Origin of the sequence: Streptomyces bugieae (assembly GCF_036352915.1) — a bacterium.
GTDB classification, from domain to species: domain Bacteria; phylum Actinomycetota; class Actinomycetes; order Streptomycetales; family Streptomycetaceae; genus Streptomyces; species Streptomyces endophytica.
The window spans coordinates 893319-920213 of the sequence record NZ_JAZBJP010000002.1 but is presented as its reverse complement, the minus strand read 5'-3'; the positions used below and the strand labels follow the sequence as shown (position 1 = coordinate 920213).

Below are 26895 nucleotides of genomic sequence, written 5' to 3'. Positions count from 1 at the left end.
ACGCTGGTTCAGCTCGCCTACGTCGGTTGAACTCTGCAGCGGGGCCCCCGCCTTGTGGCGGGGGCTTCTTCCTGTCGGTTTCGACAGACAGGTGCGTCCAATTGCGCAGGGGTGGAAACCTCGTCGACAACATCACCAGGGTGCGTGTTAAAAATGATGTTGCTCCATCCGGAGTAATCGCTGGCACTTCCAGTCCGCGAAAGACTCGCTGAGGCCAGCGGAACACTGAACCCTCCCGCCAAGGGAGGCCGAGTGTCAGGAGACATCATGCTCCAGACTGGCTACGTCTACGTGCCGCGTGACTCCGCGACCAATCTGGAAATCGGGCTCAACAACAGCCTGTGGGGCTGGCGGGACAGCGCCTTGGACCGTGCAGGCGCGCGCAACGACGTCAAGCGCCTCCAGAAGGGCGACCTCCTCGTCCTCGGCCATCGTGGACCCAACAGCCGAGTGAAGCCCGGAGGATGGGCCAGTGCCTCCCTCCAGCGCGTCATAGTCGCGCAGGTCACGCGTCCTTACTTCATGGATAGGTCGAGGGTCTGGCCGGACGACGAATACCCGGCCCGTATCGGCATCTCAGTGCTCGACGACGAAGACGACGTTGACGGCACAGTTCTGGGTCCCAACGCCATGGAGAGCCTCCGCCTCTCCGCCAACAAGCAGGGCGTTGCCGTCCCCGTGCTGGGACTTGAGGGAGTTGCCCGACTCGCCTCGCAGTTTCCCGCGCCGGAAACGGACGCCACCGTAGACCACGAAGGCGAGCTCAACGCTGTCGCCAATGTCTTGGTCCGACGTGAGCAGAGCAAGCTGCGTCGCCAACTGCTCGGGCGGGCAGAAAACTTCACCTGCGCACTGTGCGGTCGAACCCTTCCTACGCGAATGATCCGCGCCGCCCACATCAAGCGTCGCAGCGTTGCCACACGCGAAGAGCAGCTCACACTGGCCAACCTGATGCCTGCCTGCACCCTGGGATGCGACGAGCTCTTCGAGCACGGGTTCATCCGCGTCAACGCCGAGGGGATTATCGAGTCCGGCCGGCATGGCAGCCTCACCGACGACCTCGGGGCAGCCGTAGCCGATCTCGCCGGACGTCAGATACACGGCTACACGAGTGCCAAGGCACCCTTTTACGCCTGGCACCGCGAGAACATCGCCAGCTGATTCAGCCCAGGGGCCGTTCTTCCTTGAGGAATCGAGTGGCCTCGCACGTCAAGACGCTGGACTGACGACTGTTCAAATTCCCGCTGCTCAGCCCGCTGACCTGCCCGCCGGTTTCGAATCCTCGTGTGGATTACCAGACGAGTCGACCTTCGGGTGTAACGTCGTCCAACCGGACGAGTGGCAGGCGGCTGACCGGACGGCAACGTAGGCAGAAGTGCGCCCTCGCACAACCGACGAGGCACCGAGGGCAAGAATCGAAGGAGTGCAGCCTCCCGTGGTGCACCACAAACGCAGCGTTCGCCGCTGCGAAGAAGCCGCCTGGCGGCGTTCATGAACGCATCGCACGATCCACGCCACAGTGTCATGACACGGGTCAACGTCTATGTCGACGAGACCGGCGATCGAGGTTTCGGCGGCAAGTCATCGCCGTTCTTCGCCATGACGGCCCTGATGGTGCCCGCCGAGGACGACTGGAACGTCAGGTTCACAGCCGGCGGACTCAGGGCGCTCATCCATCAAAGCCGTCCAGACACCACAACCCCGCTGCACTGGGTTGACCATTTCAAGCGCAAGCACGCCGACCGCCGCAACTACGCAGCCCGTCAGCTGGCCGTCATGCCCTCGGCCAAAGTCGCTCACGTCATCGCCCCCAAGGACGCCCTCAGCCTCTACAAAGGCCTGGAGAACGGCGTCCGTTTCTACAACTACACGACGCGGCTCCTTCTTGAGCGAGTCGCCTACGCGGCAGACCAGTGGGAAGGCGGCCCGCGCCTTGCCGTAGTCCGCTTAGGGTCAGTCAGAGGTATGGATCACTCCGACACCCTCGGCTACCTCGACTGGGTACGGCGAGGGCGTACCCAGAACTGGAACGTTCCCTGGAAGAACATCAAGTGGCCGCCGGCCTGGACGGGAACAGATTGGGACGGGGTCCAACTAGCTGACCTCCACGCAGGGCTCCTCCACGTAGCCCTCTCGGGCGACCCTGACGACCATGACTGCGCGGAGAACTTACTGCTCTGCAAGCATCAGTTGTACCGATCCCGCAGAGGAAGCCTGCTCGGCTACGGGGTCAAGGTGATGGGTGAAACACCCGGTTTTGTGACGAACCGCTGCTGGTGGAAGAAGTGGAACATCGCCTGAGGCAGCAAGAAGCCCCTTGGAGGGCTCCGGGGGCCACTGCCACCCAACGGTGGAGGATCCAGTTGCCTGGTTCCGACCTCATCCCGGCAGCCCACCAAGGGGCTTCTGCTACGGCTTGACACATAAAACGTACCCGCCGTAGCGCTGCTTTGCAGCCAGGTCTGACGAACTCGGCTCGAAAGTCACCCTTCCGGATGGCGAGCAACTTACCGGTTTGACCCGGCGAAATCGGGGCGAACCGCTCATGTATCTGGCTGATTTAACTACCGGTTAGTAGCAGCAGTTTTTCGCCACAGCTTCATGTCTCGGCCGGTAGTCGGCGCGCCAGCCTTCCCGCTAGATGTCGGGCTGCGCACGCCCCCTCGTCAGAGGTGTCAGCCAGCAGTTGCAGTAGCTCGACTGCCGCCTGCGCCTCCCGGAGGGTCAGCAGGGGCAGTCGCTGCTGATCCTCGTCGGTGATGCCTTCGACGAGGTCCAGGAGACGGTCATCCAATTCGCTCATGATCTTAGAAACGTGCCATGACCTGCACGGTTACGACGTTCTGAGCTGGCACGTGCCCGTGGCATATGCGTTCGGCTCGCTGGTACAAGACTGCGCTATCGTGCATCACGAATGGTGAATCCACACCGGGAGGGCAACATGGACGCCGCGCCGTGGACCATCGAGGTCATCTGCGAGGCCCTCGGCGACCCCACCCTCTCCAAGCGCTTTCTGGGAGAGATCAACAAGGCGCCCGTCGATCAACTCGTGCCCGTCTTCCGTAAGTGGGAGCAGATCGCCAGCCGGCTGGTCGCCGCCGAACAGCGCGGCCGGGAACTCGCCGCCGCCGACCAGCGCGGCGAAGAGCTCCCCGCCGACCTCGTCGACCGCACCGAGTGGATCACCCAAGAAGCGGCGCGCATCCGTGCCCGCGGCGCCGCCTGAACTCGAAGCTCGGTAACTGACCGTCGCTGATCCGATACTCTGCCTAACGCCGACCTCACCGGCCCGTGACCAGGCAGACCCGCAGGAGGTCAGCGCGTTGTACCGGCTCACCTACAACCCCGGCGTCGAAGCGCTCCACGACCAGCTCCCGCCGGCCGCCAGTGCAGCACTCACCCTCGCCCTCCAGGCCGCCTGCCATGACCCCCTCGGCAACACGGCGCCCCGCGGCATCGCAGAAGAATGGAACCGCGCCGTACACACCGACGACGCCATCGCCTCCATCCTCGTCAGCTACACCCAGAAGACCATCGTCGTACTCGACGTCATCGACCTCAGCTGACACCGAACGTCGCAGCCCTGCCTCATCCAGGGCGGGCTCATCCACGTCGCTACCCGACGGCCCCGATCCCTAAGCGAGGTACCTCACCACCACTGCGCCGGCCACCATCACCCCACCCAGCGCCGCTAGGCCAACGTCGCCGCCCCCAGCGGCGGCGACAGGTGGGGGGTGTCCGTATCGGTTGACCCCGCTGAGGCCCCTACTGCCGCCCGCCGAGGCAGCCGTTGCAGTATTCCACGCCATTAACGGTAATGCTGCCACACTTGCAGTTCTTCTTCGGTGGCCACGGGACGCATTTCCCGAGGAAATTCGCGTAGCCCTTCGGGCACTTGACATTCGATTTCTTGATGCACTTTCCGCCGAATGAGTAGTACCCGGGCGGACATCGAACTGATGCTGCCGTCGGGCATGCCTTCGCCTTCGGTGCGCTGGCGGCCAGGCTAGCTCCACCGAGTGAGAGGCACACTGCCATGAAGATGGCTACGGCAAGCCTGAAATGTGGGATTCGGATCATGACTAATCACCGGCTTTCTGCCGGTTCGTTCTTCCTGTAGCTGCGCCTGACGCCTTAGTTGACCTGACAACCAGGATCCGACGCATGATGAAAAATCCCTTCGCTTACATGTTACGAGCATGCCGATCCGTAGTCACATGTTGAATCCCCTACGCTTTCGCTTCGAAATTACTCGCAGTTAGTCCATTGGTGCTGGAACTTCCGGGGCGCCCGGCTGAACTGACGAAGAGAAACAGCAGGAGACCGACCTCCGGGCCCGGCTCCTCGACCTCATCGACAAGGTCCACACCCATCCCCACTGGGACACCCTCTCGGGACCCGACCTCGTCAAGGCGCGCATGAGGCTCAAGCACATCGACGACACGGGCGACAGCTGAGCGGACCCATGCCCGAAGGCCCCGCCCAGGGCGGGGCCTGGCCCTCACGGTCGGCCCATTGGCTCAGCTGTGGGCCAGGTGGTACGTCCCTCCCGCGACACTGGTCCCCGCCACCAAGACGGACAAGTTACTAGGTGCCATGCTCCGCACCCCCTCCCTCACGTGCTCCGTAACCCAACAGCGTCCCTTCTTCGAGAGGACGTGCCAGACGAGTTCGGACATATGCAAGACGAGCAAGAGGGCAGAGACCGTGACGGCCGGACTCGAACCGGCGGTCTGACCCCAGCTGAACCAACGGACACAACCAACCGTACAGGCCGGCGCGGCTGTGGCTGGGGCGGTCAAGGCGTCCACCGAGTCATGCAGGCGATCAGCGCGGCGGCTGAAGCCGACACGACGAAGCTTCGCCCTTCTCAGGCGGGGCTTTCCGGCCCGAAAAACCGACCCTTGGGGCCATCTGGTAGATCTGCAAGATCGACAGTTCCGAGCCTCGAAGGTGCCAATGACCGTCTTCGCTCAACCCGCCTCCCTCAAGACCCCATCCGTGCGCAGGCACTACGAAGACACCATCCTCAAGCCGGTGACCTTCGAGGAACACGCCGACCTCCTCTCCGCCGAACTACGAACCGAACTACACAAGTTGTTCCCCGAGGGTGCCGCCCAGCTCTGGGGGGTCACCCCCGGACTGAACGGCGCGAACCTGCCCCAGATCCGCAAGATGCAGGCTGGCGACACCGTCTTCTTCGCCGGAAACAAGCGGCTCTACCTCGTCGGCACCATGGCCACGACATGGCACAATCCGGACCTCGCCCGCAGGCTCTGGGGCATCGACGAACGCACCCAGCAAACCTGGGAGCACATGTACGCACTCACCGACGTGCGCGGCCTCAACTTCCCCATGGGCGAAGTCCGGTCCCTCCTCAACTGGGTACCCAACCGCAACATCCAAGGGTTCGTAGCCCTACGAGACGACGACGGACTCGCCCTCACCGACCACGTCACTTTCACCCCCAACACCCCCGCAACAACCCCCAACGTCACACCAGGAAACGCAAAGGTCCCAAAGCAACGGCCCGCAGGTCCCTCCGACGGCGAGACAACAACCCAATCCCGGCGCGAACAAGCCCGGCTCAAGAACCACCTCATCCCCGGAGCCACCGGCGACTGCGCCTTGTGCGGCCGAACCTTTCCCCGAGCCTTCCTCATCGCCGCACACATCAAGAAGCGCGCCGCCTGCACTGAAGACGAACGCTGGGACCTCAACATCGGCATGCTCGCTTGCCTCCTTGGCTGCGACAGCCTCTACGAACACGGCCTCATCGCCGTCGACGAAGATGGGGCGCTACAGATCAGCCCAGCAGCACAAGACGCGCCGTTCGTCAGCAAACACATCAACGAACACCTGAAGGGCCGAACCACCACCTGGTGGAACCCCGAACGGGAGAAGTACTACGCCTGGCACCGCGCCCACACCTTCCAGACCGGTGCCCTGCTCCCCGAACAAGTCAACAAATGACAGGAACATCGAGGCCCCATCCAAAGAAGGACGGGGCCTCGATGCGCGCATGTGTCAGAACAGCCAGTGGGCTCCAACTGCACCCGAACCCAAGCTGGCCAGCCACAGCAGCAAAGCCGGCGAGACCGCGAGATGCATCTGGCGACCCACCTGAACCTCAAGGCCGGACCGGCTCAGGGACACCCACACCTTTCCGCTATGCGGACGGCCAACCGCCGACTGGATCGGCTGGCGCTGACGCGTATAACTTGACTCTGGTGCTACGGTCATAGACGACCTCCAAAAGTTGCAAGTGGAGTGATTGCTTACGGGTCTGACCCCCGTCAGCACTTAACGGCCGGGGCCTGCACGCCCCGGCCGTTGTGCTGTTGCTAGACATTACCGGGCCGCAAGAAACCGGACAGCGGCGTCAACGGTGAACGCGCCACGCACAGACTCACTGAGACTCACTGAAGAGCAGCATGCTCGCCGATGCATAACTCCGTTTAGGTGTGTACTTTGCTGCTCAGCCGTATACCTGGGCCAGGGCCTTTGTTCCCCGAGTGCAAGCATGGCGACGTGCTGGCCCGCGAATGCAGCCATCTCCAAGACGCAGTCCGAGCCCTGCCGCTTTGGCTGATAGTCGCCCCTCGCGCCTCGGGGCGAGGAGGGCCGGCACCCTGCGCAGCGGTAGCCTCCCCACGGCATCACGCCTAGGGGAGTTCATGGACGAGGGTAAAGCGGCCCTCTACGCCGCCATCATCGGGTTCGCCGCCGCCGTCATCGGCACCATCGTCGGAGGATGGGTCACCTGGAGGGCCGCCCGGCATGGCGCCGACGTGGCCGTGCAAGCCGCCATCGAGCAAGTCACCGGCCAAGCCGCCAGCGAGCACACCCATTGGGTAAGACAGGAGCGTCGAACCATCTGCGGCAACATCCTCCGCCACTACTGCGCCGTCGTTGATGCTCTCTCCCGACTCAACACCGCCGCACGGGCCGGACAGCCCGCCGAAGCCCTCATCGAAGAGGTCATGGCCGCAGGGAGGAAACTGCACCACACCTGCTACGAGACCAGACTCTTTGGTCCCGACGAACTGCACCACGCGGCCGCCCGGCTCGCCCACGCCACCGAAGACGACATCGACGCACACAAGGAGTACGTCCGCCATCTGCAGAGCGACGACTCGACCCACACGGGATTAGCCGAGTGGCACTTGAGAGAGGCGGCATTGCGGGTGGGGGAGCAAGCAACGGCTTTCACTCGCGTCTGCCAGCAGATCCTCCTCCATGGCGAAAAGCGTCCCGAAGAATGACATAGCGGACGCGCCATGCGCACCCCTGTTCGATTGGCGGAGTAAAATCCCGCGGAGTGAGCAACGACTTCCCCGACGATCTGGTGCAACTACAGCGCGACCTTCACGCCGCCACCGCCAGCCTCAAGCAGTTCCTGGACGAGCACCCCCACTCCCCGGAACCGATGGATGGCTGGCACCGTAAGCCCGGCGAGGGCTACTGGACCGAGAGTCGACGCGAGCCCTCACCCGGCTGGAGCGACGAAGAGAAGCAGCAGGAAACCGACCTCCGGGCCCGGCTCCTCGACCTCATCGGCGAGGTCTACGCCCACCCACACTGGCACACCCTCAGCGGACCCGACCTCGTCAAAGCGCGCATGCGGCTCAAGCACATCGACGACCCCGTCGAAGACGACTGACGGCTGCAGACAGGAAGGCCCCCGCCCCAACAGGCGGGAGCCTTCCTGTACTTGCTACTCTCCCGCCACCGCACACCGCGAGGGGGGCAAGTGGACGCAGGGTTAGCCGGACTCCTCGGCGGCGTCATCGGAGCAGCCGTCGGCGCACTCGGCACAACCGCCGGCGCATGGATCACCGGCCGCAAAGCGGAGACGCAAGCCCGCATTCAAGCCCAGGCGCTCCGGGAACAAACGCATCAGCAGGTCGAAGCCCAGCTGGAGCAGGTCAGACTGCAAGTGAAGTCCAGCCACTACCTCGACCGGCGCGAATCCCGCGCCCAGTCCTACGCGGCGTTCGTTAATATCCTGACCGACCTGGAAAAGGCGCTACGCAACGCCTCCAGTTACGTGCGTGAAGACCACGACGATGCTTCAGAAAATCTCGAAGAGGCAACTCGGCGGCACCTGGAACTCGCTTCCCTCAAACCCCGCGTGCAAATTGAAGGGCCGTGGCCCGTCGGGATAGCCGCACGTCGCGCAGTGGCGGCATCTAGCCAGGTTGTCGAGTATCTGCAGTATTCGCTCTACGACAGCCCCGAATGGGACGACAGTCACCTATCGGGCCTGATGCACGATCTCTACGAAGCCCGCGACGAATTCATCGCGCAAGCCAGCCAAGCCCTCGGCTACGACGGCACCCAAGATGAAGCAGACGCTAACCAGTAGGAGAACATGGACGAGGGGAAGGCGGCCCTCTACGCCGCCATCATCGGATTCGCCGCCGCCATCATCGGAGCCGCTGTTGGGGGATGGGCTAGTTGGAGGGCGGCACGGCACAGCGCGGACGCGGCCCTCAGGGCTACTGCAGGACAGATCCTTGGCCAAGCCGCCAACGAGCAGACCCACTGGCTACGGCAAGAACGACGCCAGCTATACGCGCGACTCCTCCAGCTAAGCCAGAAGTACCGAGACGAGCGACACAAATTCCTTGCAAGCGTGCGCGAGCACTACGCCACGCGCGGACGCGACGAGGGGCACAAGGCGGCGCTTGAAGTCCTTAAGGTGCTGCAGAGTGATCTCAGCTCCCTGAGCTTCGAGATCGTGCTCCTAGCCCCGCGGCGCGTATCGGAGACAGCGGAGGAAGTAAGCAGCCACCTCCGCAATTGCATCATCGAAACCATGGAATTCTCAAAGCGCCTCGGCAGGGCATCCCGGTTGACTGAAGAGCAGCGGCACCTGTTTTCCGAGCAGGACGCCACCCTCATGGAGAAGCAAGGAGACTTCCTGGCAGCGTGCCACGTGGACCTCGTCAGATTCCCCTGGAATCCATAGAAAGAAGACGACCTTCCCACGTGGCGTGCCCGCTCAGACCGGGGCAGCTTCCTCCGGCAGGAACCGCACCGGACACCGCCGGCAGTAAAGGGTCCGCGCCCACCGAGCCCGCCGTCGCCGACGTCTTGCGGACGACCGCGGGCGCCAACTGGCCACTAACTGCCAGCTGCACAGTCTTCGAGCGGCTTACCCTTTGAGTTCATGATGTCCGGCTGCATTACACCGTCCGCCTCCCGGAATGCGTCGAGTCTGTGGCCGAGAACTTTTTTGTAGTCAGCGATACCCCCGAAGTTTCCTTCTACAGGAATGAGCTTTCCGTTTTCGGTCCGAACCCATTGCTTTCCATTTACGTCCCAAAAGTGGATTAGCAGTACATCTACGTAAGTGTTTTCTGCCGAGTATCGCTTCCCGTCGCCCCGGATAACGTCGGGAGGTGTAATGGTGAAGCTTGAGCAAGGCTGGATAGGATGGGCAAAGGTGACGTCTTGCAGCTCAAGGAAATCCTTTTCCGTTTCATTATCGACCCCGGAGGTGATAAATACGAGGTTACCGATCACCACGGGATCGAGGGAGCGGTTCGCAAAAACGCCATTGGTGGCGTATGTGTAATTCTTCGATGGCTCAGACCACATGGAAATGCGAGACGCCTGAGCGTGGCTCTTCTCGTTCACGCTTTCTTGCGACTGATCAAGCTGGTCCTGGGCAACCTTGGCGCTGTAGTAGGTGCTAACCCCGGTGAATATGAGACCCCCAGCAGCTATGAGGCTGGTGATTACATTCCAATCAATTCGAAATCCGGCCTGTCGTGCTGCCGAACTGTTCGGCCGCATCCTCCGCACCCGCCGAGGATGCGGCCACTTCCCACGCACTAGCCGTAAGCGTGTCCTACGATCCAGACGATTCCGAGACACTGATCCCTCCAACGAGCTCATCACTCGGCGATCGGCCATCACAACGCGACCGCATCCTCCCGCGGGAACACCACCGGGCACTGCCGGCAGATCATCGACCGCGACCACCGCGCCCGAGCATCCTCCGCCGCCGAGGACTTCCTCCACAGCCACACGCCCACACCGATGCCGCCAGCCAGCAGCAGAAGCCCCGCGGCGATCGAACCCGACACCAGCGCCACTGCGCCCGCCGCACACGCCCCGGCCGGCAACAACCACTGCATCTTGTACTCGGGCGGCTGCCCATACTTGCCGTGCAACGGCGACTCCCGCGGCAACGACGCCACATACTCCGGAAGATCCAACAAACCGTCGTGCTTGCAGCGCGGACACGCGAGCGCCATGCAACCCCCTCGGTCAGAAGAAGGCAGCCTGCCAGCGGAAGGCGGTATTCAGCAGGGCGCGAAGTCGCCAGCACGGGCGCGTGGACGTGAAGAAGCCCCGCCCAGGGAGGGCGGGGCTTCGCAGTCGTCGCGTCAGATTGGCCAGTGGGCTCCAGCGCCACCCGTTGCTGAGCAGCTAGGCCAGCAACGCCAGCGACAGCACCAGTCGCAGATGATGGCGGCCCGCATCTGCAGGGCCGCAGCGATCCCACGTCAGACCCCGCGCCTCAGACGCCTGTGGCGGGGAACGCTCCCGTGGCCGCGTGAGTCGGTATGACCCGGCCAACGGGTGGCGGCGCGCTGGTACGAGGCGATCAGGACGGCTTCCTCCTCTGCGTCTAGCCCGCCGGATCTCAATCCTGGAAGACTTTGAAGGGGGAGGACGGCGCACCATCTGCCGAAGCGCCACAACTATGGACACTGCCACAAAGGTTGCACTCGCCAGCGCCATGCTCACGGCCGTGGTAGCACTCGCCGGCTACTGGGTGAACCAACACATGAAACGGCGCGAGACGAAGAGCCAGATGTACGCCCAGGCCCTCCAAGTCATCCATGAATACCAAGAGTTGCCCTACCTCATCCGCCACAGGGCGGACTCAGACCCGGCAACACGGTCAGCCCTCGCGAAACAAATCAGCGACGTTTTCGCAAGACTGCACCTCTATCAAACCCTCCTCGCTATGGACTCGCCCGTCGTCAGTGACGCCTACATCAACCTTTTTTCACACACTCGACGCCAGGGCGGGCCATACCGCCATCAGGCGTGGAACACAGCCCCTGTCTCCTCGGACTCAGCCATGACCCAATCTGCCAACTTCTACTACGACAACGTGGCCCAACTGGAGGCATTCCTCCTCGCCATGCGCAGAGTGCTGCATCCCTGGGGCTGGATGCAGCGAAGAGACACAAGGAAAAAAGTCGCGAACCCTGACCACAGCCAACTCGACTGGCGCCGACCGCAGACCATACCCGACAACGACCAGCCATTAGCCAACGGGGAATAGCAACAACACAAGACCGCCTTGTGATCCTTACAAGGCGGGCACGCAGACGGCATGAACTCCCCCCCCCGGTCAGAAGGGCGACAGCCTGCCAGCGGAATGCCCGAATCGGCAGAGACGCATGGGGCGAACATCGGTACGGGGAACACGTCGAAGCCCCACCGGGTCTGCCACGCGCGCCGCCAGGTCAGTGCGACGCTTTCGTGATGCCCTCCACCAGCTGCTGGACCGCACCGAGGACGCTGTGCCCGAAGGCGGTAGGTGCGAGGAGCAACCCGAGCACGAGAATCACCGTGATCCCGAACGCCTGATCCAGGCGGGTGCGAGGCTCGACCGGCCGCCGCAACCGCACGAAGACGATGATGGCAAGCAGCACGGCCACGTTGATCGTGAGCATTCAGCGATCCCCTCCCTGGCCCGCCGAGCGGCGGATCTCGGGATGGTGTACCGCTGGCAGGGCCAGGGTGTCTTTCGAACGGCGGGAGGTTGTCGCGAAAGCGGCGCCCCGGGCCGAAACCGGGGCCCCGGAGAGAGCGCACGTTCGAACTACGACACGGGAGCGTTCGCCCCGAGGAGTGAGGCGAACCGGGCATTCGACGGCCGCGCCCCACCCACGCCCACACGAGCCTCCCACTGCCGACACGTCCCCGTCACGAACGCCTCCACCGCCGCCGGACCCGCCGCCCGCCACGACGGAAACTGCCCCGCCCAGTCGAGCGCCTCACGGGCAGCCACGTCAGCCTCCATCAGCCGCACCGCCGTATACGCCACATCCACCCAAGCCGGCCCGGCAGCAGGCATCGCCCAATCGACTAGCCAAGCCCTCCCGGGCCCGACGAGCAGGTTGTGCGGGTTGGTGTCGGTGTGGAGCAGCGCATCGCCGGACAGCAGCGCCAACTGATCCTCGTCCAGGACGTCTGCGAACCGGTCCGCGAACGATGGCACCCCCGCGGGAGCCGCAACGCCCTGGACTGATCGCAGCACACGAGCAACCAGCGCACGATTCGATGGCCCCGACAAATCCGCGTGCTCACCGTCAACATGATCGAAGACCAGCAGATCCCAGCCGCCGGCCACAACCTGCCAACGCAGCACAGGACTCGCCGGACCAACCTGCCGGCTGACGGTGACCTCCCACCGCTGCGCCTCCCGCCCCCGCCCGTCCTCGACCGGCACACCCTTCACGAAGAACGCTCCAGCGCCCGTGACGAGACGCGCCGCCACCGCGCAGGTCAGGCCATCGGCAATCGGCTCTGCCGCCAGCACGGCCCCGGTGCGCTCCTCAACCGCTGTACGAGCAACGACAGGTAGATCAGGCCAGTCGATCCGCGATGCCATCAGCGACCCCCTCGACGGTGGCGGGGCCGACTGTCCGACCCCGCCACCATCATCCAGGCCTAGCTCTGCGTTGCCCCGCACTTGCGGCAACGCGCAGCACCCGACCACTGCACCCACTCGTGGTCACACTCGCTCACAGCCCACCCCCCCTTCGAGTTGATTTGCGGTGGTTCCATTGTCCCGTGCCGCACGCTCAAGCGGCGCGGCCCGCGTCCAGCGGCAACTGCCCGCCACCTTCGAACTCCAGGATCGCCTCGGCGACCTCGGCGTACACCTCTTCCAGCAGCGGACGATCCTCCTCGCTGTAGACCACGACCTTGTCGATCCGCGAGCCGGCCGGGCCCGGGATCTTCTCCGGTCGGCGGCCGTGCACCTTCAGGTACCGGTTCGAGACGCGCGACCCGAACCCGGACTGGAACTTCGCCACCGTCGCCGGCTTGTGCCCCTTCTCTGCGAGGAACGTCGACGCGTACAGGGGTGTCTCCCCGCTCTCCAGCTCCGGTCGCTCACCCATCGCGCGAGCCAGGATCACCTTGCCGGTTGCCGTCGCGTAGTGCTCCGGCAGGACAGGACGGAGGATCGCCAGGATCTCCGCCTGGTCCCGATAGGGGAGCGGGCCAGCTGCGGCAGTGAGCTCTTTCGCTGCGGCCGGGTCGTACTTCCCTTGCTTGCGGATCTGCGGAATCACCTCGTGAGTGACCCAGCGCTTGAACGCCTTCGCCTGTGGCTTCCGGGATCGCAGCACCAAGGAGTAGAGGCCGGGCTCGGAGATGACGTTGGTGGGTAGCGTGCGCCCTGACCCGTCAGCAGTAGTGACGGGTACCTGCCGCACTTCGTCTTCGTCGAGGTGACTCACGGCCTGGCGCGGGTTGCTAAGTTCGAGCACCGCGCAAATATCGGCGGCAACCCACCAGGGCTCTGCGTCGATGGTCACCGAGCGCACCTGCTGTGCGGTCTCGGGGAAGGTGAACACCGCGGGGGTGTTCGGGGATGGCACCATGGGCAGGTCATCCGTTCTGTTGGCAGGACTGATGGATGGGCCCGCCCAGTGCTTGGCGGTTCGGGGCGGGCCCACATCGAAGCTACAGAGCCACATGCGCAGAGTCCAGCAGTTCTGCGTATGAGCTACTCAAAATTGCGTGCCATCCCTTGCGTGATGCTCAGAAACTGCGAAGATTGCAGGTATGGCATCCGAAGACACCAAAGCGCTCCAGAGGCTCGCCGAGCTCATCAGGCAGCGCAGAATCGACCTGGATAAGCCCAAGGTCGCCCTCGCCGCCGCCGCCGGCATCTCCCCGAACACCTACCTAAAGGTCGAAGAGGGGAGGGCGGTTCGAGAGAACACCTACAAGGCGCTCGATGCAGCCCTCGGCTGGGCCAGCGGCTCCTGCCGAGCCGTACTGGACGGCGCCGCCGAGCCCATCGAAATCGACCGCGGCCCCGGCGACACCGTCATCGCACGCATCCCCGAAGAAGACCTCGGCCAAGCCCTCACCAGCGCCATCGTCGCCGTCTCCGACAGCCTCACCGCACCCGAGATCCGCGACATGTCCCGCAAAGTCGTCGAAGAGCTCAAGCGCCGCGGACTGCTCGAAAATTGAAAGGGCCCCGCCAACTGGTGTGGCCCAGTCCATTGGGGCGATCAGGCGCTGTCGCCTTCGCTAGTTTGGATCAGCATCGGGTCTGCGATCGGCTTTCCCGTTCCGAGGTATGCGGCTTCGCCGCCGTCGTACTTGCCGCCATGCCGGGTGACGGTCACCTCGATCTCCCTGTGCCGCTCCGGCAGGCAACCGAGGGCGACGTCTCGCCCCGCCAGCAGCAACCACTCGCGGTCATCCGCCGCCTTGCGGACGCGTGTCACGAAGTCGGGCAAGTCCTGGGCGCAGCGGCGGGCACCGGCCTCGTCGGAGAAGTACGCCCAGTGGGTGTACGGGATCATGCCGTTCATCGGCGATCGTTCCTTTCGTGAGCTAGTGCGGATGAGCCGCGCGGTGTCACCGCGGGCGCGGGAAGCGACGCAGCCACTCCGGGATGCCCGGCTCCTGGTAGTGCAGCAGCGCGTACTTGAAGCTCAACAGGTCAACGGCGCGTACCGAGTCCGCGGTGCGCAGGATCTTCGGCGACTCCCGCGCCAACTGCGCGAGGGCCAGCTGCCGCTGCTCCCGATAGATCCGTGGCCGCTTCTTCTCGAACTGCAGGAGTAGCCGGCGCAGCCGGTGGTCGTCGAGTTCGTTGGCGGCCTCGTACAGCCGGTGAAGCTCCTCGCGGCGTCGATCTTGCGGGCCGGCTTGCTGGCCCGCGCGAGCGCCAGCGAGCGCGGAGGAATGTTCTTCGCCAGCATCTTCTTCATCCGTACTTCTTCCGTCAGTACTTACTGAAGAGGTACCGGCCGCCGACGTCACGCTGGCCGACGTCACGCTGGCCGACGTACCGCGAGCGGTACCCCGGCCCTGCGGGACGTCGTAGACCTCAAGGACCGTCACGAATCTGCCCTTCTCTGCCTTCTCCTTTCGACGGATGACGTAGCCGGCCGCCTCCAGCTCGGCGAACGCGGCCCGCAATCCGCGCCGCCCCTCACCGACCACATCCCCGCGGTGGCGGCGCGCCCGCTCCGAGAGAGCATCCGCGTTCGTCTCCCAGCCGGACGGTCGGCTCAACAGCTCGGCCAGGACACCGCGGGCACAGTAGGTGAGACGGTCGTCCCGCAGCAGCTCGTTCGGGAGGATCGTGAAGTTCGCCGCCGGCTTCGACCGGCGAATCTTTAGCACTCGGCAGCCCCTATCCTGCGACTGCGGGCATGGCTCGGTACGCGCATGACTGCTCCTGGTGCTGCGGGCGCTGCCCGCGCAAGGATTGAGAACGGCCGGGCAGCGTGGGCTGCCCGGCCGATGTGTCGCTGACGTCAGCCCGAGATGCTCCTGGCCACGGCGCGCATCGCGTACCCGTGAGCAATGACCTGGTCGGCCAGCGCCGTAGCAGCTTCAGGGGTGAGCTGGGCGAACTCGTCACCGACGGGGTTGCACGAGACGAAAGGGACCGCAGTCGCCGCTTCGTCCGCAAAAGGCCAGCAGGAGATGCGGGTGACCAGCGTCGAGTCGACCCCACCGTGCACGGGCACCGAGAGAGTGAGCTCGTCGCTGTGGTGCGACACGTCCGGCAGGGCCCGGTACTCCTCATTGTGCGGATGCGTGCACCACAGCGGGCACGGAAGGACGACCGTCGCGCCGGCCACGGTCGCAGCGACCTGGCGAGACGGGGCGGACTGGGATGGGACGGCGGGAGCGAGTACAGTCATTGAGGACTCCTCTTTGACGAGACGGATCACTGATCAGCGGGTTCGTGGCCCGCTGGTTGAACTGGCCGGGCGTTGACGCGCCCGGCTTTTTCGTGCGCTCACACGCTAGAGCCCTCCAGAAACGCACCGGCTGGATCCGGAGAGCGTGGGGAGAGTGGCAACTTGACCAGCTGTAATAGTTGCCAAAGCCCGCGAGTCTGGGACCTGCGGGTGCGGAGAGACGGAGCGCTGGACGAGGTAGATCACGCGGCTCGATTCCGGCTGAATCTCGCCTCTGCCTATCGGGGCTCGGCGAGATGTTGGATGAGTCGTGCGAGGTCTTCCGGCGCGAGTCGCTGGCGTAGGAGCTCCGCGGCTTCCGACGTACAGCAGGCGTCCGTCGGCGTCGTAGAGGCGGTACAGGGCGGTGCGCTCTAAGGGTTCGGTCATGGAGCTCCCTTGTGAGGTGGGCTGCACTTCGCGCGAGCCCGGTCGCTGTTCCACGTGGATGTTTTGCGTACAGTGGAGCGAAGAAGGCGTGCAGACATAGCCATCTGGTGTGCGTCCAGCAAGGCCGCTATCAGTGGCTGTGCGTGCTCGTGGAACTACTGGAATTCACAGTCCCAGCACTTCCACGTGGAAGTCAAGCGGATCGTGCGGTCCTGTGCGCCGAGACGACGAAACATCCTCACGGGAGGTGTCTTGACCGGCAAGAAGCGCGACGCAAGCGTCGGGTACGAAGCAATCGCTGACGAGCTGCGCGCGCGCATCGACAGTGGGGACCTCCCGCCGGGCGAGAAGGTGCCAGGCGAGAAGGAGCTCATGGCGGCTTATGGAGTCTCTCGCGATACTGCCTACCGAGCGCTCCAGGTACTTCGTGATCACGGGATCACGGTAAGTAGTCAGGGTGCACCGACGCGCGTCCGCAAGTTCGAGCGCATTCGCCGGCCCGCCAATGCCAGACTCTCTGCCGAAGTCTGGGGGGCCGGGCGGTCGATGTGGGAGCTCGATGTCGTCGACAAGAAACCGACGGCCCTGGATGTGGAAGTCACACGCGTCAAGGCTGACGATCGAGTGGCGAAGATGCTTCAGGTGGAGCCTGGTACTGCGCTGGTCCAGCGAAGCCGACGCTATGCAGTGGATGGTAAGCCGGTCCTCAAGGCCATCTCTCACATTCCGGCGGAGATCGCCGACGGTACGCCAATCGCCGAGACGGACACGGGTGCAGGTGGGACCTATGCCCGCCTGAAGGAGCTCGGTCACGCTCCGACCGTCTTTCGGGAGGAGGTGCGATCTCGGATGCCCAACAAGGCGGAGAAGGAGCAGCTTGATCTCGCGCGCGGCACGCCTGTCATCCTGATCGACCGTTATGCGGCCGAGGAGGGTGGGCGCATCGTTGAGATCAATCAGATGGTGCTCGACTCGGGGAGCTACGTACTTGAGTACGTAATCCCGGCCTGACCAGCAGTTTCCGTAAGGCCCCCGCCGATGGCGGGGGCCTTTTCGCGTTCTCGGCGCGAGCCCCTGTTGACTTCCACGTGGAAGTTGCAGCACTCTTGGAGCACGCGGAACTTCCACGTGGAAGTTCGAGTCATTCTGTCTGTCCTGCCTACCAAGGGAGCTCACGTGCGCCACGAATCCCCAGCCACGGAGAACGTGGCTGCCCCCTCCGAGACATTCCTCGATGCCGCGGAAGTAGCCATTCGCCTCCGGGTGTCCCGCTCAACCGTCTACAACTTGGTCGCGTCTGGGCGGATGCCTGCTCACCGCATGGGTGGCGGCAAGATTCGCCCCCGCGGTCTCCGGATCCGGGAGTCGGCTGTCACCGCATACCTGAATGGCTCGCTCGTCGCGCCGGCTGAGGCGGTGGCGTGATGACTACCGCCCCGATTCTCGGCCGGCTGCTGGTGGAGCGCAGTTCGCTCCTGGGCTCCAGTGAGACGACTCTTGACCGTGTTCCGGTCGGCGTCCCGGTCACCGCCACCGCGAAGATCGCCGGGGTGCGGACCTCCAGCGGACGCGTCAGCCTGATCTTGGATGACGAGTGGGGCGGCAGCGCGTCCGTGATCATCGAGTCCAGTCGGGTAGTCGCCGCGTTCCGGACGGCGGGCGCCAAGCCTGAGCCGGGTGTCCGCGTCCAGCTCCACGGCGCCGTCACCCCTCCTGTCGCGAAGTGCCCGAAGGGCATCCAGGCCCATGCGATCCGGGTGGTGAAGTGATGGCTACCGCCCCCGCCCCGTTCCCGGGCGACTCGGACCCGTCGGTGGGTGAGGCTCTGCGTCGGATCACTGACCCGACCGGGTGTCTTGCCGAGGTGGATGAGTCCCGCGCTGACCGTTGTGTGATCGCCACGGTGTCGCTGCTGGAGCGTGGCGCGTCGACCGACTATGTGGAGCCGCTGCGGTCCCGCGCGCGTCGAGCCTTCGCTGAGGCTGCTGCGGCGACCGAGCAGCCGGTGTGGGGCTGGTGACGGTGTCGACTCCGATCGAGCGTCTGCTCCGCACACTCGCCGAGTGGCTGGACGCCACTGCGCCTCTGGCTGGCCCGACTCCGACCACCGCAAAGCTGGACGTCGCCGGCTATCCGTGCACGACGCCGACGCCTCATCTGTTGGCCGACGCGCAGATCGATCGGCTCTCCGGGGTGCTGGCCGTAGACACCGCGGTTCTGATCGCGCACCAGGCCTCGAAGACCGACAACCCCTGATCGCCGTGCCGGCGGGTTGACCGCCCCCTACCGCCCGCCGGCGCGGTCATCCCTCGCACCTCATCCCATTCGTGCACCACCTCCACCGAGAGGCCATGCCGTCATGCCCGCAAAGACCGAGACCACCACCCAGACCACCTGGCCGGAGGGCGTCATCGCCCGCTACCTCACCGACGCCGGTAAGGCGCTCGGCGACCTCAATCTGGCAGTGACCATCACCGAGATCGAACGCGACGAGCGCGGCGGAGGCGTGTACGTCACGGCCGCAGAGTGCTCCGGATGCCCTTCCGCCGAACGGTTCCAGTGGGAGGACGGCTTCTACGACTACGGCAGCCGCTGGCACGCACTGACCCGTGAAGAGGCCCTGGCCCGCGCCGAAGCGAAGGCCCGCAACTGGGCCCAGTCCCACGCCGAGAAGTGCCGGGCCATGCCCCGGCCGGGGGCGTGACTCCGTGCAGTTCACCGACGAGGAGCGCGCCGAGATCGCGGCCTACTACGAGGCCAAGGCCATCCGCCTGCGGGTGAAGGTTCTCCGCTTGGAGGCCGCCGGCCAGTTCGATGCCGCTGCCCGCCTCCGTATGCAGGCCCGCCGCGCCGAAGCCCTCGTAGAGGCGGCCCGGGAGCCCGATGCCCGCCGCGCAAACGCTCTGCTCTCCCGCATCTACTGACCTCCAAGGAGCAACGCCATGCCTGGTACCCCGACCGAGATCCACGTCAGCCGCGCCGAGGATGGCGTCAACGGCAAGAACCCGATGCACGGCTTCTCCGTCCAGGACGGTCCGCAGAGGGCTGTGCCCCACGCGCTCCTGGCTCTGGTCACCGAGCAGCAGGCGACGAACGCGCACCTCGCCGCCATCGCCGACAGTCTCGACCGGATCGCCACCGCCCTGGCCAAGCCGACCGTCGTCGAGCCGGCGCCGGAGCCCAAGCGGCGCCTCTGGCTCCCCAAGCCCCGCACCGCCTGACCCGCACCACCCCCTGCCACCGCCCACACCTTCCGAGAGGACCACCGTCATGCCCGAGAACACCCGTATCGCCTACCTGAACGAGTACCGCGACGCCCTCCACAAGGACGACCTGGACCGGCAGCTCGGCCTCCAGCTGGCCGCGCTCGACCTCGACCAGGCGGATCCCGACGGGCCGCGGCTCATGGACGAGATCCGCGGCCTCCACCAGCCCGCGGCCGCCTGATCACTCACCACCAACACCCGACCTGACCGAGGAGCCCCATATGTCGAACGACCTGACCGACGACCGCGCCAACGCCCTCCACTGGGCCGCCGTCGCCATCGAACTGAAGGCGTCACGGGAGCGGCGTGGCATGCCGCTCACCACCGATGAGCTCGCCATGCACAAGCGCTACCAGGACAACGCCCGCGCCCACGGCTTCACCGACGCCGACGTCCGCAACTACCACGCCAAGCTCGCGGCCTGACGGCTGCCTGTCCCGCTCGGGCCAGCACCGAGCGGGGCGGGGAGCCGGGACAGCCCCGAGCCCACGGACGAAAGGACACGTACATGGGTTTCTTGAGCAGCAAGAAGGAAGCGGCGATCCAGGCCTACTGCGACGCCGCCGAGGACGAGGAAATCTCCCGCCACCTGCTCCCGGGCCAGAACCGCGGCTACCTGCAGCGCGCCGCCAAGGCCCAGAAGGAAGCCCGGGAAGCCGGCGCCACCTACGACGACATGGACAACGCGATGGCCAAGCGCCGCCGACGCTGATCGGTTGCCCGATCCGCCCGTCTCGCACGGGCGGGGCGGGGAGCCGGGACAGCCCCGGACCACACACCGCGAGGAGAACCGCATGGCCATCCGCAAGAGCTACGTCCCCAGCGAGATCTATGGCGTGTCCCGCCCGCAGTACCGCGTCGACGGCGACGGGTGGGGGCGCAGCTACTCGACCGAGGAGAAGGCCAAGGAGCGGGAGGCCGAGCTCGCCGAGAAGCGCAACTCCGAGAAGGACTGACGGTTGCCCGCCGGGCCCGACACGTGCGGGCCCGGTCGAGGGGAGCCGGCCAGCCGGACCACCGAACTACCCAGCCATTCACCGAGTGAGGAGACAGAGATGACCGAGTGGGAGCCCACGAGGCGCGGAGTCAAGGCCTTCCTGGCACAACTGGACCCGGAGAAGACCTACTACACGATCCACACCGAGTACCAGCCGTGGGGGCAGGAGAGGACCTGGCGCCCGTGGCGGTTCGACCAGAAGAAGCCCCCGCTGGGCGGCTATTGGTGCGGCGCGGTCTCGGCTGAGGGCGCCCTCCGGCGGTTCGGTCCGATCTCGGACGAGCGGCCGGGCAAGCACATCCGCCCGATGTTCGCGTGTGACGACGACGGCTTGTACGCGACCCCCGAGGACGTACTGAAGGTTCTTGCCTCCCGTCGCGCGAAGGCCCACCGCTGATGGCCGCCGTCACCACCGACACAAGCGACGAGGCACTGGCTGCCCAAGCCCGCGATGCCATCGCCCAATACGAGGTCGACATCGCGAACATTCACAGGTCGATCGCTTCGATGGTCGGCTCGGGCCAGCGCGACAAGGCCACCGAGATCTTCACGCTCGAACGGATCGCCGCCGAGCGCCAGCAGCGCATCGATCGACTCCATTCCCTGATCTGACCGGCTGCCTGTCCGCCCCGGGCCTCCACTGGCCGGGCCGGGCGGGGAGCCGGGACAGTCCCAGCTCACACAGGAGGTTGAACGCATGGCGAAGTGGGCCTGGAACGCGACCGTCGTTGAAACGAAGCTCGGCGAGCGCCGCGTCGGGTCGGCGTCCGGAGAGGTCGAGGCCCCCACGCGAGAGGCAGCGCACGCTGCAGCGCGCCGCAACATCGAGCGCAAGGGCAGCGGCCGCACCGCCCACGAACTGCGTGTTTTTGAGCAGTGACCGCCCAGTAACGGGCGGCCCAACCCATCCACCGATCACCAACACCAATTAGGAGGAACCCATGTTCCGGAAGAAGGACACGACTGAGGTCTACGACGCCGGCTTCGGCAAGTGGAACTTCACCTGCTCCTGCGGCACCCACGGGCGTGCTGTGCCGTCCCGCCAGGAGATGGAGACCAAGGCCCGCCTGCACCGCGAAGCAGCCAGTCGCTGACTGGCAGTCCACCCCCGTCATTGATCGCCAACAAGCACCAGGAGGAACCCGTGTTCGGAAAGAAGACCGACGAAGAGAAGCAGGCCATCGTCGACATGAAGGCCGCCGACAAGGCGCTCAACGAGAACAGCGACCGCGAGCGGCGGGCCGGAATCCGCCACGAGACCCCCGAGTACCACCGCCTCAACCGGGCCGCCAACGAGGCCGCCGCCAAGGTGTCGTGGCTGCGCGGTGGCACCAAGCGCGGACGCTGACGACTCAGCACCGGCGTCCAGCCGCGTGAGCGGCCGGATCGTCCCCCGGCCCGGGGCGCAGTACCCCATCCATCAACCCGAAGGGAGCCCACATGGGCCTGTTCAGCGGCAAGGCCAGCACCGAGCAGATCATGCGCGACGAGGCGAAGGCCGCCGACATGTGCAAGGAGTTCGCCGACAAGGTGGCCGCGACCGGCGAGGCCATCTTCGGCATCAGCGAAGCCGGCTGGAAGGCCCGCGCCGAGAACTTTCAGGCAGAGGCGAACCGACTGAAGGACCAGCTCGCCCGTAAACGCCGCTGACCGCTCGCCGGTAGCCCTCGCCGCCGGTCCCGCACCCGGTACCGGCGGCCTGGAGATCCGACGCAGCACCCCACCCTCCCCCCCCGTCGAAGGACACCGCCATGCAGCTCAGTCTCCTGATCGGCCTGACCCGGGCCCGCGTAGCCCTGCTGATTGCCGGGCTGGCTTGGTTCGTGGGCCTGTCCGTGCCGCCCGGCCTCCGGATCGTGATCGCCGTCCTCGTCCTGGCCGGCATCGCCGGTGACGGGGTCGTCGAAGAGCAGCGCACCAAGACCCCAACCTCATCGACCCGCGACTACGACACCGCCGCCTAATCCGATACCCCCGAAGGGACTGAACGACCGTGAGTACCTGGCGTGAAGAGCGGCGGGCCGACAAGGCGGCCGAAGCCGAAGAAGCCCGCAAGAACGCGGCCTTCAACGCGAAGCTGGCCCGCGAAGAGCGGAAAGCTGAGCGCGACGAGAAGCGCACCGACCAAATCCAGCGGCGCCGCGACCGCGCCCAGCGGCGGCAGGCACGGGCAGCCAAGCGTGAGAAGACCCTTACGCCCGGCAACGTGTACCGTCGCGGCACGCTGATCCTCGTCGGCCTTTCCGCGCTTGCATCCCTACCAGCCCAGATCCTCCACTTCGCAGCGATCTCGTGGATGCTGGCCCCGATCGGCCCGGCCGTCGAGGGCGGGGCCTGGGTCATGAACGCCGGGGTGGCCTATGCCGACGAGCGAAAGCTGCCCATGTGGGTGCGCTGGCTGCTACGCGGTCTGTCGCTCGGGGCCGCGGGATTCGCCGCGAGCGTCAACTACAACTACGGCACCAACCTCCCTGGGCTCACGGCGGCACAAGGTTCTGTGGCCGGCATCGGGCTGGCTGCTGTGACGCTCGGAGGACCGCTGTTCTTCGAGGTCCGCCAGTGGGTCATCACCCTGTCCGAGAAGGGAGACCCGAAGAAGCGCGCTGAGGAGAAGGCCAAGGCGAAGCATGAACGCCAGCGGCGGCGCGAGTTCAGGAAGGTCGCCAAGCGGGCAAAGCAGATCATGCTCGCAGCGCCCTACGGGACGCTCACGAAGCAGCAGGCGTTCGACCTCGCCTGGCCCGACATCGAGGGTGCTCCGGTGTCCGTCACGGACTCCGTCATCTCGACGCGGATCGCCGCGGAGAAGCGCGTTGCTGACGCCCTCGCTACGGCCGAGCGAACCCCCGAGCAGGTTGCCGTCGAGCTCCTCCTTGCCGATATCTTCGGCACCCCCAAGGGTGACGGCGGACCTGCCGGAGGGGCGCGCGGCAAGGGCCCCCAGAGCGGCCCGCGTGGAGGCGGTGGCGGTTCGACGCTTACCTTCCCCGGGAGGCCCGCAGAAGGCGAAATTCCCCTAGGGGGCAAAGGGGAGTCGCGGTTTCGGCGTGGCTCCGGAAAGGTCGCCCCAAAGCCCCTCTCCGAGGAGCACCTCGACACCGTCCGGCGCCTCGCCAAGGAGCTCGGTGACCCGTCCAAGCTGAGCCACTCGATGGTGAAGGCCGCCGTGGGCGGAGGCCGCGACGAGTACCTCGTTCGGCTCCGCAAGGCCGTCCAGAACGAAAGCCGGTGACCGTCGTGACTACCTACCCGAACCTCACCCGCGAGCCGGTGGACGGAGACGCGATGACGACCGCCACCGAGTCCGCCCCACGCGCGCCCCTCAGCCTCGTCAAGGAACAGCCGCAGCCCATCGAAGGCGCGGTCGTCGAGCACCAGGGCGAGGCCCTGCGGCCCACGTTGATCGAGTCCGGGACGGAGCTCACTATCCGCGCCCGGGAGCACGTCGCCGAGAACCGGCTGTATGTCGGCTGGACCGTCCGCGGCTACCGCAACCTCGTCAGCCAGTGGCTGGAAGCCCGGCGGGACGACCACCCCCAGATGATCCTGTCCGCGAAGGCGGAGCTGAAGGCGGCGGCCGGCGACACGGACGCCGAGTCGTCTGCGAGGAAGCTGCTGGAGGCCCGCCGCGAGGCATACAAGCTCCACAAGCGCTGGCACTGGATCAAGACCGGCGCCTGGGGCGCAGCGACCACCACCGGCGTCACGACCGCGGTCGTCGTCGGAGGCGGGTGGGTAGACGTTCTCCTCTCGCTCGGCGCCTACGCCGTCGGTGCATGGCACGGCCGACCTGGGGCTGGTGAGCTGCTCGCGGACAAGACCAGCGGCCTGATCGTTCTGGAGGCCGGCGCCGAGGACCCGTTCCCGATCGCCGACGCCAACACCCGGGACGAGGCGGCCGAGTGCGTGCGACGCGCCCTCGTCTCCGAAGGCATCAACGTTGCCTCGGTGGAGGCCGGCCGCCGTTACGCGTGGGGCTGGGAGGTCACCGTCCGGCTGAAGAAGGGCACCCCCGCCGACCTGATCGCCAAGGCCCCCGAGCTGGAGACCCCGCTCGATCTGCCGACGGACGGCCTGCTGTGCCAGCCCATGCGGCAGAAGAGGGCCCAGGTCGTTCTCCGCCTGGTCGAGGGGGATCCGTTCGAGGACATGCCGGCCCTGCCGGTCCGCAAGCCGAACAGTCTCGCTATGCGGGACAAGGCGCTGATCGCCAAGCGGATGGACGGGCAGCCCACCAGCCTGTCGTTCCTCGGCGTGCACTTCGTCGCCATCGCCTCCTCCGGCGGCGGCAAGTCGGTGACGCTGCGGACGATCGGCGACGTGCTGACCGCCTGCGAGGACGTGGTCGTCGTCGACCTCGACCCGGGCGGCAACGGCCTGGAGCCCCTCGCCGCCGCGGTAGGGGTACGAGTTGTGGGCGCCGACCAGATGCACGTCATCGAGGCGGTACTGGAGAAGCTCCTGAAGATCGCAAAGGCGAGGAAAACCCTGGTAGGGAAGCTGGGCATGGGCGATAACTGGATCCCGTCACCCCGCTACCCGGCGATCGTCGCGCTGATCGATGAGTACCCTCAGCTGTCCCAGCACGCCAAGGCGCTCGTCGTCGCGATCCTCCGCGTCGGCCGCGGTGCACGAGTGCAGATCGGCCTCGCAGCCCAGGAGGCGACGAAGGACGCCATCGGCGCCGCCATCGCTGACTCCATCGCCCTGAAGATCGTCGGCCCGAGCCGGCACCAGGACATCGTCCAGGTCTTCGGCGCCGGAGCCGGAGCCAACGGCTGGCGCCCCGACCGACTCCACCCCGCACAGGGCGAAGACCCCGCCGACGCAGGCAAGGTCTACATCATGGGCGGCGGCTCCACCGACCCCCTCATCCACAAAGTCATCCCCGCCTCGCCGGAAGAGGGCAAGCAGCGCGCCGACGAGCGCGCCGCCGCCGGACGTCCCTGGTTCGATGAGGAGTCCCTGGCCGCCGCCGACGTGTCGTTCGACGACCTCGACGAGGTGCGCCCCCACGTGCGTCTGCCCGAGGTAGTCGAGCTGGCTCGGGCCGCGTTCACCGCCGCGGACGACCCGCAGCGGATGACGACGGAAGAGCTGTATGAGTACGTCGCATCCGCGGCGCCGGAGAGCTGGGGCCCGAGGGAGGACGAGGAGGCCGAGGCAGCCCGGCGCCGCTACCTGAAGGAGCTGCGCGACACGGCTGCCGTCATCGCCCCGACCGTCGACATGAAGACGAAGCAATGGGCCGGGGGCCGTGGCTACTACCTCTCGACGATCACTGAGCTGGCTGGCGAAGAGGCTCCCGAATCCGGCTGATTCTCCGACGCGGCGGGCGTGATGCCGCAGGTCAGGACCGTGACGCCACCCGTGATGGGGGCGTGATGAGCCCGATCTGCCCGTGATGCATCACGCCCCCATCACGCCCCCCATCACGCCCCTGACCTGCGCAATCACGCTCCATCACGGGCATCATCACGGCCATGAATGCCCGAAAGATCCATAAATGCCCTAGCTGAAGGAATCGCCATGTCCAAGATCGACGCGGCCCAGAAGAAGCGTGATCGCGACGGCCAGCGCACCGTCTGCGCCGCCTGCGGCCACCCCGCCACCGCCGTCGACCAGCTCCTCGTCGCCGACGGATTCCGCATCCACCGCAGCCACACCACCGACCCGCGCAGCGGCTACTACCGCGGCAAGCGCTGACCCGAGGAGACGATCGAGATGCCCACGCTGACCGCCGCCGACCCCAATCAGGTCGCCGCGCACACCGCCCCGACCCTGACCGAGCCCAAGCGGTCAGCGTGGGCCCCCGCCCTCACCTTCGACGAGCGCCTCGCCCTCGCAGCCCTCGCCGTCGACGCCCGCATCAACACTGAGCCCCTCGACCTGGCTGACGTCATCCGCAGCCCCGTCGACGCACCCACCGCCCCGGTGCCGCAGCCGTACCGGACGCCGATCGCCGCGCTCTTCCACCGCGCCCACACCCGGCTCCTCCGCGACGGATGGTGCAGTGACCGGCTCCGCGACGAGCAGGGCGCCCGCTGCATGATCGGCGCCATCCGTGCCGAAGCCGGCAGCCGGTCCGCCGCCGACGACGCCTGCATCTTCCTCCTCGACATCGTCCGCAACGAGTTCGACCCCACCGCCGAGACGATCGCCAGCTGGAACGACCGGCAACGCGACGGGCACATGCCCGCCCGCATCCTCGGCCACGCCGCCAGCCGCGCAGACGCGCGCGGGATCTGACAGCCCGAAGGGA

The 26895-nt window shown here is 66.1% G+C and carries 42 protein-coding genes; 33 read left to right on the top strand and 9 right to left on the bottom strand.

Annotation, left to right across the window (positions count from 1 at the left end):
* The first annotated feature begins 252 nt into the window (after nucleotides 1-252).
* Both V2J85_RS09445 and V2J85_RS09440 read left to right on the top strand, forming a co-directional pair.
* Complete coding sequence (locus V2J85_RS09445) at nucleotides 253-1161, top strand: hypothetical protein (RefSeq protein ID WP_330821256.1); 909 nt, start codon at nucleotides 253-255, stop codon at nucleotides 1159-1161.
* Between the two features lie 330 nt (nucleotides 1162-1491).
* Complete coding sequence (locus V2J85_RS09440) at nucleotides 1492-2301, top strand: DUF3800 domain-containing protein (RefSeq protein ID WP_330821255.1); 810 nt, start codon at nucleotides 1492-1494, stop codon at nucleotides 2299-2301.
* Nucleotides 2302-2599: 298 nt separating this feature from the next.
* Here the strand turns inward: V2J85_RS09440 and V2J85_RS09435 are convergent, their stop codons facing one another.
* Nucleotides 2600-2803 (bottom strand): hypothetical protein, encoded by a 204-nt coding sequence (locus V2J85_RS09435; protein ID WP_330821254.1) that lies wholly within the window; start codon nucleotides 2801-2803, stop codon nucleotides 2600-2602.
* Between the two features lie 111 nt (nucleotides 2804-2914).
* Between V2J85_RS09435 and V2J85_RS09430 the strand changes: the two genes are divergently transcribed.
* The 7 genes from V2J85_RS09430 to V2J85_RS09400 all read left to right on the top strand — a co-directional run bounded on the left by V2J85_RS09430 (nucleotide 2915) and on the right by V2J85_RS09400 (nucleotide 8974).
* Nucleotides 2915-3226, top strand: coding sequence for a hypothetical protein (locus tag V2J85_RS09430; protein WP_330821253.1), 312 nt, complete (start codon nucleotides 2915-2917; stop codon nucleotides 3224-3226).
* Nucleotides 3227-3323: 97 nt separating this feature from the next.
* Nucleotides 3324-3566, top strand: coding sequence for a hypothetical protein (locus V2J85_RS09425; protein WP_330821251.1), 243 nt, complete (start codon nucleotides 3324-3326; stop codon nucleotides 3564-3566).
* 1393 nt (nucleotides 3567-4959) lie between these two features.
* Nucleotides 4960-5973 (top strand): hypothetical protein, encoded by a 1014-nt coding sequence (locus tag V2J85_RS09420; protein ID WP_330821249.1) that lies wholly within the window; start codon nucleotides 4960-4962, stop codon nucleotides 5971-5973.
* Nucleotides 5974-6677: 704 nt separating this feature from the next.
* A complete protein-coding gene (locus V2J85_RS09415) occupies nucleotides 6678-7265 on the top strand; it encodes a hypothetical protein (RefSeq protein ID WP_330821247.1) in 588 nt (195 codons plus the stop codon).
* A 56-nt stretch (nucleotides 7266-7321) separates the two neighbouring features.
* The gene (locus tag V2J85_RS09410; RefSeq protein WP_330821245.1) at nucleotides 7322-7663 is read left to right on the top strand and encodes a hypothetical protein; all 342 of its coding nucleotides are present in this window, start codon (nucleotides 7322-7324) and stop codon (nucleotides 7661-7663) included.
* 90 nt (nucleotides 7664-7753) lie between these two features.
* A complete protein-coding gene (locus tag V2J85_RS09405) occupies nucleotides 7754-8368 on the top strand; it encodes a hypothetical protein (protein WP_330821244.1) in 615 nt (204 codons plus the stop codon).
* A 6-nt stretch (nucleotides 8369-8374) separates the two neighbouring features.
* On the top strand, nucleotides 8375-8974 hold the full coding sequence (locus V2J85_RS09400; RefSeq protein ID WP_330821243.1) for a hypothetical protein: 600 nt from the start codon (nucleotides 8375-8377) through the stop codon (nucleotides 8972-8974).
* Between the two features lie 155 nt (nucleotides 8975-9129).
* Here V2J85_RS09400 and V2J85_RS09395 read toward each other — a convergent pair whose 3' ends face one another.
* Both V2J85_RS09395 and V2J85_RS09390 read right to left on the bottom strand, forming a co-directional pair.
* Nucleotides 9130-9645 (bottom strand): hypothetical protein, encoded by a 516-nt coding sequence (locus tag V2J85_RS09395; protein WP_330821242.1) that lies wholly within the window; start codon nucleotides 9643-9645, stop codon nucleotides 9130-9132.
* 278 nt (nucleotides 9646-9923) lie between these two features.
* The gene (locus tag V2J85_RS09390) at nucleotides 9924-10268 is read right to left on the bottom strand and encodes a hypothetical protein (protein ID WP_330821240.1); all 345 of its coding nucleotides are present in this window, start codon (nucleotides 10266-10268) and stop codon (nucleotides 9924-9926) included.
* Nucleotides 10269-10720: 452 nt separating this feature from the next.
* Here V2J85_RS09390 and V2J85_RS09385 point away from each other — a divergent pair, with 452 nt between their 5' ends.
* Nucleotides 10721-11311, top strand: a complete 591-nt coding sequence (locus tag V2J85_RS09385; RefSeq protein ID WP_330821239.1) for a hypothetical protein — start codon at nucleotides 10721-10723, stop codon at nucleotides 11309-11311.
* A gap of 184 nt (nucleotides 11312-11495) precedes the next feature.
* On the opposite strand, the gene V2J85_RS09380 is transcribed toward V2J85_RS09385, so the two are convergent.
* From V2J85_RS09380 to V2J85_RS09370, 3 genes are all read right to left on the bottom strand, one after another.
* Nucleotides 11496-11705, bottom strand: coding sequence for a hypothetical protein (locus V2J85_RS09380; RefSeq protein ID WP_330821238.1), 210 nt, complete (start codon nucleotides 11703-11705; stop codon nucleotides 11496-11498).
* Nucleotides 11706-11854: 149 nt separating this feature from the next.
* Nucleotides 11855-12646, bottom strand: coding sequence for a phosphotransferase (locus V2J85_RS09375; RefSeq protein ID WP_330821237.1), 792 nt, complete (start codon nucleotides 12644-12646; stop codon nucleotides 11855-11857).
* A gap of 193 nt (nucleotides 12647-12839) precedes the next feature.
* Nucleotides 12840-13619 carry a BRO-N domain-containing protein gene (locus tag V2J85_RS09370; RefSeq protein ID WP_330821236.1) on the bottom strand — a complete coding sequence of 260 codons (780 nt, stop codon included), beginning with the start codon at nucleotides 13617-13619 and terminating at the stop codon, nucleotides 12840-12842.
* Nucleotides 13620-13830: 211 nt separating this feature from the next.
* Between V2J85_RS09370 and V2J85_RS09365 the strand changes: the two genes are divergently transcribed.
* Nucleotides 13831-14247, top strand: a complete 417-nt coding sequence (locus V2J85_RS09365; RefSeq protein ID WP_330821235.1) for a helix-turn-helix domain-containing protein — start codon at nucleotides 13831-13833, stop codon at nucleotides 14245-14247.
* 41 nt (nucleotides 14248-14288) lie between these two features.
* On the opposite strand, the gene V2J85_RS09360 is transcribed toward V2J85_RS09365, so the two are convergent.
* The 3 genes from V2J85_RS09360 to V2J85_RS09350 all read right to left on the bottom strand — a co-directional run bounded on the left by V2J85_RS09360 (nucleotide 14289) and on the right by V2J85_RS09350 (nucleotide 15941).
* A complete protein-coding gene (locus tag V2J85_RS09360; RefSeq protein WP_330821234.1) occupies nucleotides 14289-14594 on the bottom strand; it encodes a hypothetical protein in 306 nt (101 codons plus the stop codon).
* A 46-nt stretch (nucleotides 14595-14640) separates the two neighbouring features.
* Nucleotides 14641-15414 carry a hypothetical protein gene (locus V2J85_RS09355; RefSeq protein ID WP_330821233.1) on the bottom strand — a complete coding sequence of 258 codons (774 nt, stop codon included), beginning with the start codon at nucleotides 15412-15414 and terminating at the stop codon, nucleotides 14641-14643.
* Between the two features lie 134 nt (nucleotides 15415-15548).
* Nucleotides 15549-15941, bottom strand: coding sequence for a DUF6907 domain-containing protein (locus tag V2J85_RS09350; RefSeq protein WP_330821232.1), 393 nt, complete (start codon nucleotides 15939-15941; stop codon nucleotides 15549-15551).
* Nucleotides 15942-16622: 681 nt separating this feature from the next.
* Between V2J85_RS09350 and V2J85_RS09345 the strand changes: the two genes are divergently transcribed.
* From V2J85_RS09345 to V2J85_RS09240, 22 genes are all read left to right on the top strand, one after another.
* Nucleotides 16623-17381 carry a GntR family transcriptional regulator gene (locus tag V2J85_RS09345; RefSeq protein WP_330821231.1) on the top strand — a complete coding sequence of 253 codons (759 nt, stop codon included), beginning with the start codon at nucleotides 16623-16625 and terminating at the stop codon, nucleotides 17379-17381.
* A 27-nt stretch (nucleotides 17382-17408) separates the two neighbouring features.
* Nucleotides 17409-17795 (top strand): helix-turn-helix transcriptional regulator, encoded by a 387-nt coding sequence (locus V2J85_RS41265; RefSeq protein WP_419836755.1) that lies wholly within the window; start codon nucleotides 17409-17411, stop codon nucleotides 17793-17795.
* Nucleotides 17795-18139 carry a hypothetical protein gene (locus tag V2J85_RS09335; RefSeq protein WP_330821230.1) on the top strand — a complete coding sequence of 115 codons (345 nt, stop codon included), beginning with the start codon at nucleotides 17795-17797 and terminating at the stop codon, nucleotides 18137-18139. Before V2J85_RS41265 ends, V2J85_RS09335 begins: the two co-directional genes overlap by 1 nt.
* Nucleotides 18140-18377: 238 nt before the next feature.
* Nucleotides 18378-18626 (top strand): hypothetical protein, encoded by a 249-nt coding sequence (locus V2J85_RS09330; RefSeq protein WP_330821229.1) that lies wholly within the window; start codon nucleotides 18378-18380, stop codon nucleotides 18624-18626.
* A 103-nt stretch (nucleotides 18627-18729) separates the two neighbouring features.
* Nucleotides 18730-19074 (top strand): hypothetical protein, encoded by a 345-nt coding sequence (locus V2J85_RS09325; RefSeq protein WP_330821227.1) that lies wholly within the window; start codon nucleotides 18730-18732, stop codon nucleotides 19072-19074.
* A gap of 4 nt (nucleotides 19075-19078) precedes the next feature.
* The gene (locus V2J85_RS09320) at nucleotides 19079-19294 is read left to right on the top strand and encodes a hypothetical protein (RefSeq protein ID WP_330821226.1); all 216 of its coding nucleotides are present in this window, start codon (nucleotides 19079-19081) and stop codon (nucleotides 19292-19294) included.
* An 18-nt stretch (nucleotides 19295-19312) separates the two neighbouring features.
* A complete protein-coding gene (locus V2J85_RS09315) occupies nucleotides 19313-19591 on the top strand; it encodes a hypothetical protein (RefSeq protein ID WP_330821225.1) in 279 nt (92 codons plus the stop codon).
* Between the two features lie 49 nt (nucleotides 19592-19640).
* A complete protein-coding gene (locus tag V2J85_RS09310; protein WP_330821224.1) occupies nucleotides 19641-19817 on the top strand; it encodes a hypothetical protein in 177 nt (58 codons plus the stop codon).
* Nucleotides 19818-19857: 40 nt separating this feature from the next.
* A complete protein-coding gene (locus V2J85_RS09305; protein ID WP_330821222.1) occupies nucleotides 19858-20061 on the top strand; it encodes a hypothetical protein in 204 nt (67 codons plus the stop codon).
* 83 nt (nucleotides 20062-20144) lie between these two features.
* Nucleotides 20145-20348, top strand: a complete 204-nt coding sequence (locus V2J85_RS09300) for a hypothetical protein (protein WP_330821220.1) — start codon at nucleotides 20145-20147, stop codon at nucleotides 20346-20348.
* 82 nt (nucleotides 20349-20430) lie between these two features.
* Nucleotides 20431-20592: a hypothetical protein gene (locus V2J85_RS09295; protein WP_330821219.1), complete on the top strand. Its 162-nt coding sequence runs from the start codon at nucleotides 20431-20433 to the stop codon at nucleotides 20590-20592.
* A 99-nt stretch (nucleotides 20593-20691) separates the two neighbouring features.
* Complete coding sequence (locus V2J85_RS09290) at nucleotides 20692-21030, top strand: hypothetical protein (protein ID WP_330821218.1); 339 nt, start codon at nucleotides 20692-20694, stop codon at nucleotides 21028-21030.
* A complete protein-coding gene (locus tag V2J85_RS09285; RefSeq protein WP_330821216.1) occupies nucleotides 21030-21245 on the top strand; it encodes a hypothetical protein in 216 nt (71 codons plus the stop codon). Before V2J85_RS09290 ends, V2J85_RS09285 begins: the two co-directional genes overlap by 1 nt.
* 85 nt (nucleotides 21246-21330) lie before the next feature.
* Entirely contained in the window at nucleotides 21331-21513 is a 183-nt protein-coding gene (locus V2J85_RS09280; RefSeq protein ID WP_330821215.1) for a hypothetical protein, read from the top strand.
* A 61-nt stretch (nucleotides 21514-21574) separates the two neighbouring features.
* Nucleotides 21575-21727, top strand: a complete 153-nt coding sequence (locus tag V2J85_RS09275; RefSeq protein ID WP_330821214.1) for a hypothetical protein — start codon at nucleotides 21575-21577, stop codon at nucleotides 21725-21727.
* 50 nt (nucleotides 21728-21777) lie between these two features.
* Nucleotides 21778-21981: a hypothetical protein gene (locus V2J85_RS09270; RefSeq protein WP_330821213.1), complete on the top strand. Its 204-nt coding sequence runs from the start codon at nucleotides 21778-21780 to the stop codon at nucleotides 21979-21981.
* Nucleotides 21982-22073: 92 nt separating this feature from the next.
* The gene (locus tag V2J85_RS09265; protein WP_330821212.1) at nucleotides 22074-22283 is read left to right on the top strand and encodes a hypothetical protein; all 210 of its coding nucleotides are present in this window, start codon (nucleotides 22074-22076) and stop codon (nucleotides 22281-22283) included.
* A gap of 101 nt (nucleotides 22284-22384) precedes the next feature.
* Nucleotides 22385-22597 (top strand): hypothetical protein, encoded by a 213-nt coding sequence (locus V2J85_RS09260; protein ID WP_330821210.1) that lies wholly within the window; start codon nucleotides 22385-22387, stop codon nucleotides 22595-22597.
* A gap of 29 nt (nucleotides 22598-22626) precedes the next feature.
* Nucleotides 22627-23865, top strand: a complete 1239-nt coding sequence (locus tag V2J85_RS09255; RefSeq protein ID WP_330821208.1) for a hypothetical protein — start codon at nucleotides 22627-22629, stop codon at nucleotides 23863-23865.
* Nucleotides 23862-25952: a hypothetical protein gene (locus V2J85_RS09250; RefSeq protein WP_330821206.1), complete on the top strand. Its 2091-nt coding sequence runs from the start codon at nucleotides 23862-23864 to the stop codon at nucleotides 25950-25952. The genes V2J85_RS09255 and V2J85_RS09250 overlap by 4 nt, the downstream gene beginning before the upstream one ends.
* A gap of 210 nt (nucleotides 25953-26162) precedes the next feature.
* Complete coding sequence (locus tag V2J85_RS09245) at nucleotides 26163-26339, top strand: hypothetical protein (protein ID WP_330821204.1); 177 nt, start codon at nucleotides 26163-26165, stop codon at nucleotides 26337-26339.
* A gap of 18 nt (nucleotides 26340-26357) precedes the next feature.
* Nucleotides 26358-26882, top strand: coding sequence for a DUF6197 family protein (locus V2J85_RS09240; RefSeq protein WP_330821203.1), 525 nt, complete (start codon nucleotides 26358-26360; stop codon nucleotides 26880-26882).
* Nucleotides 26883-26895: the final 13 nt, after the last annotated feature.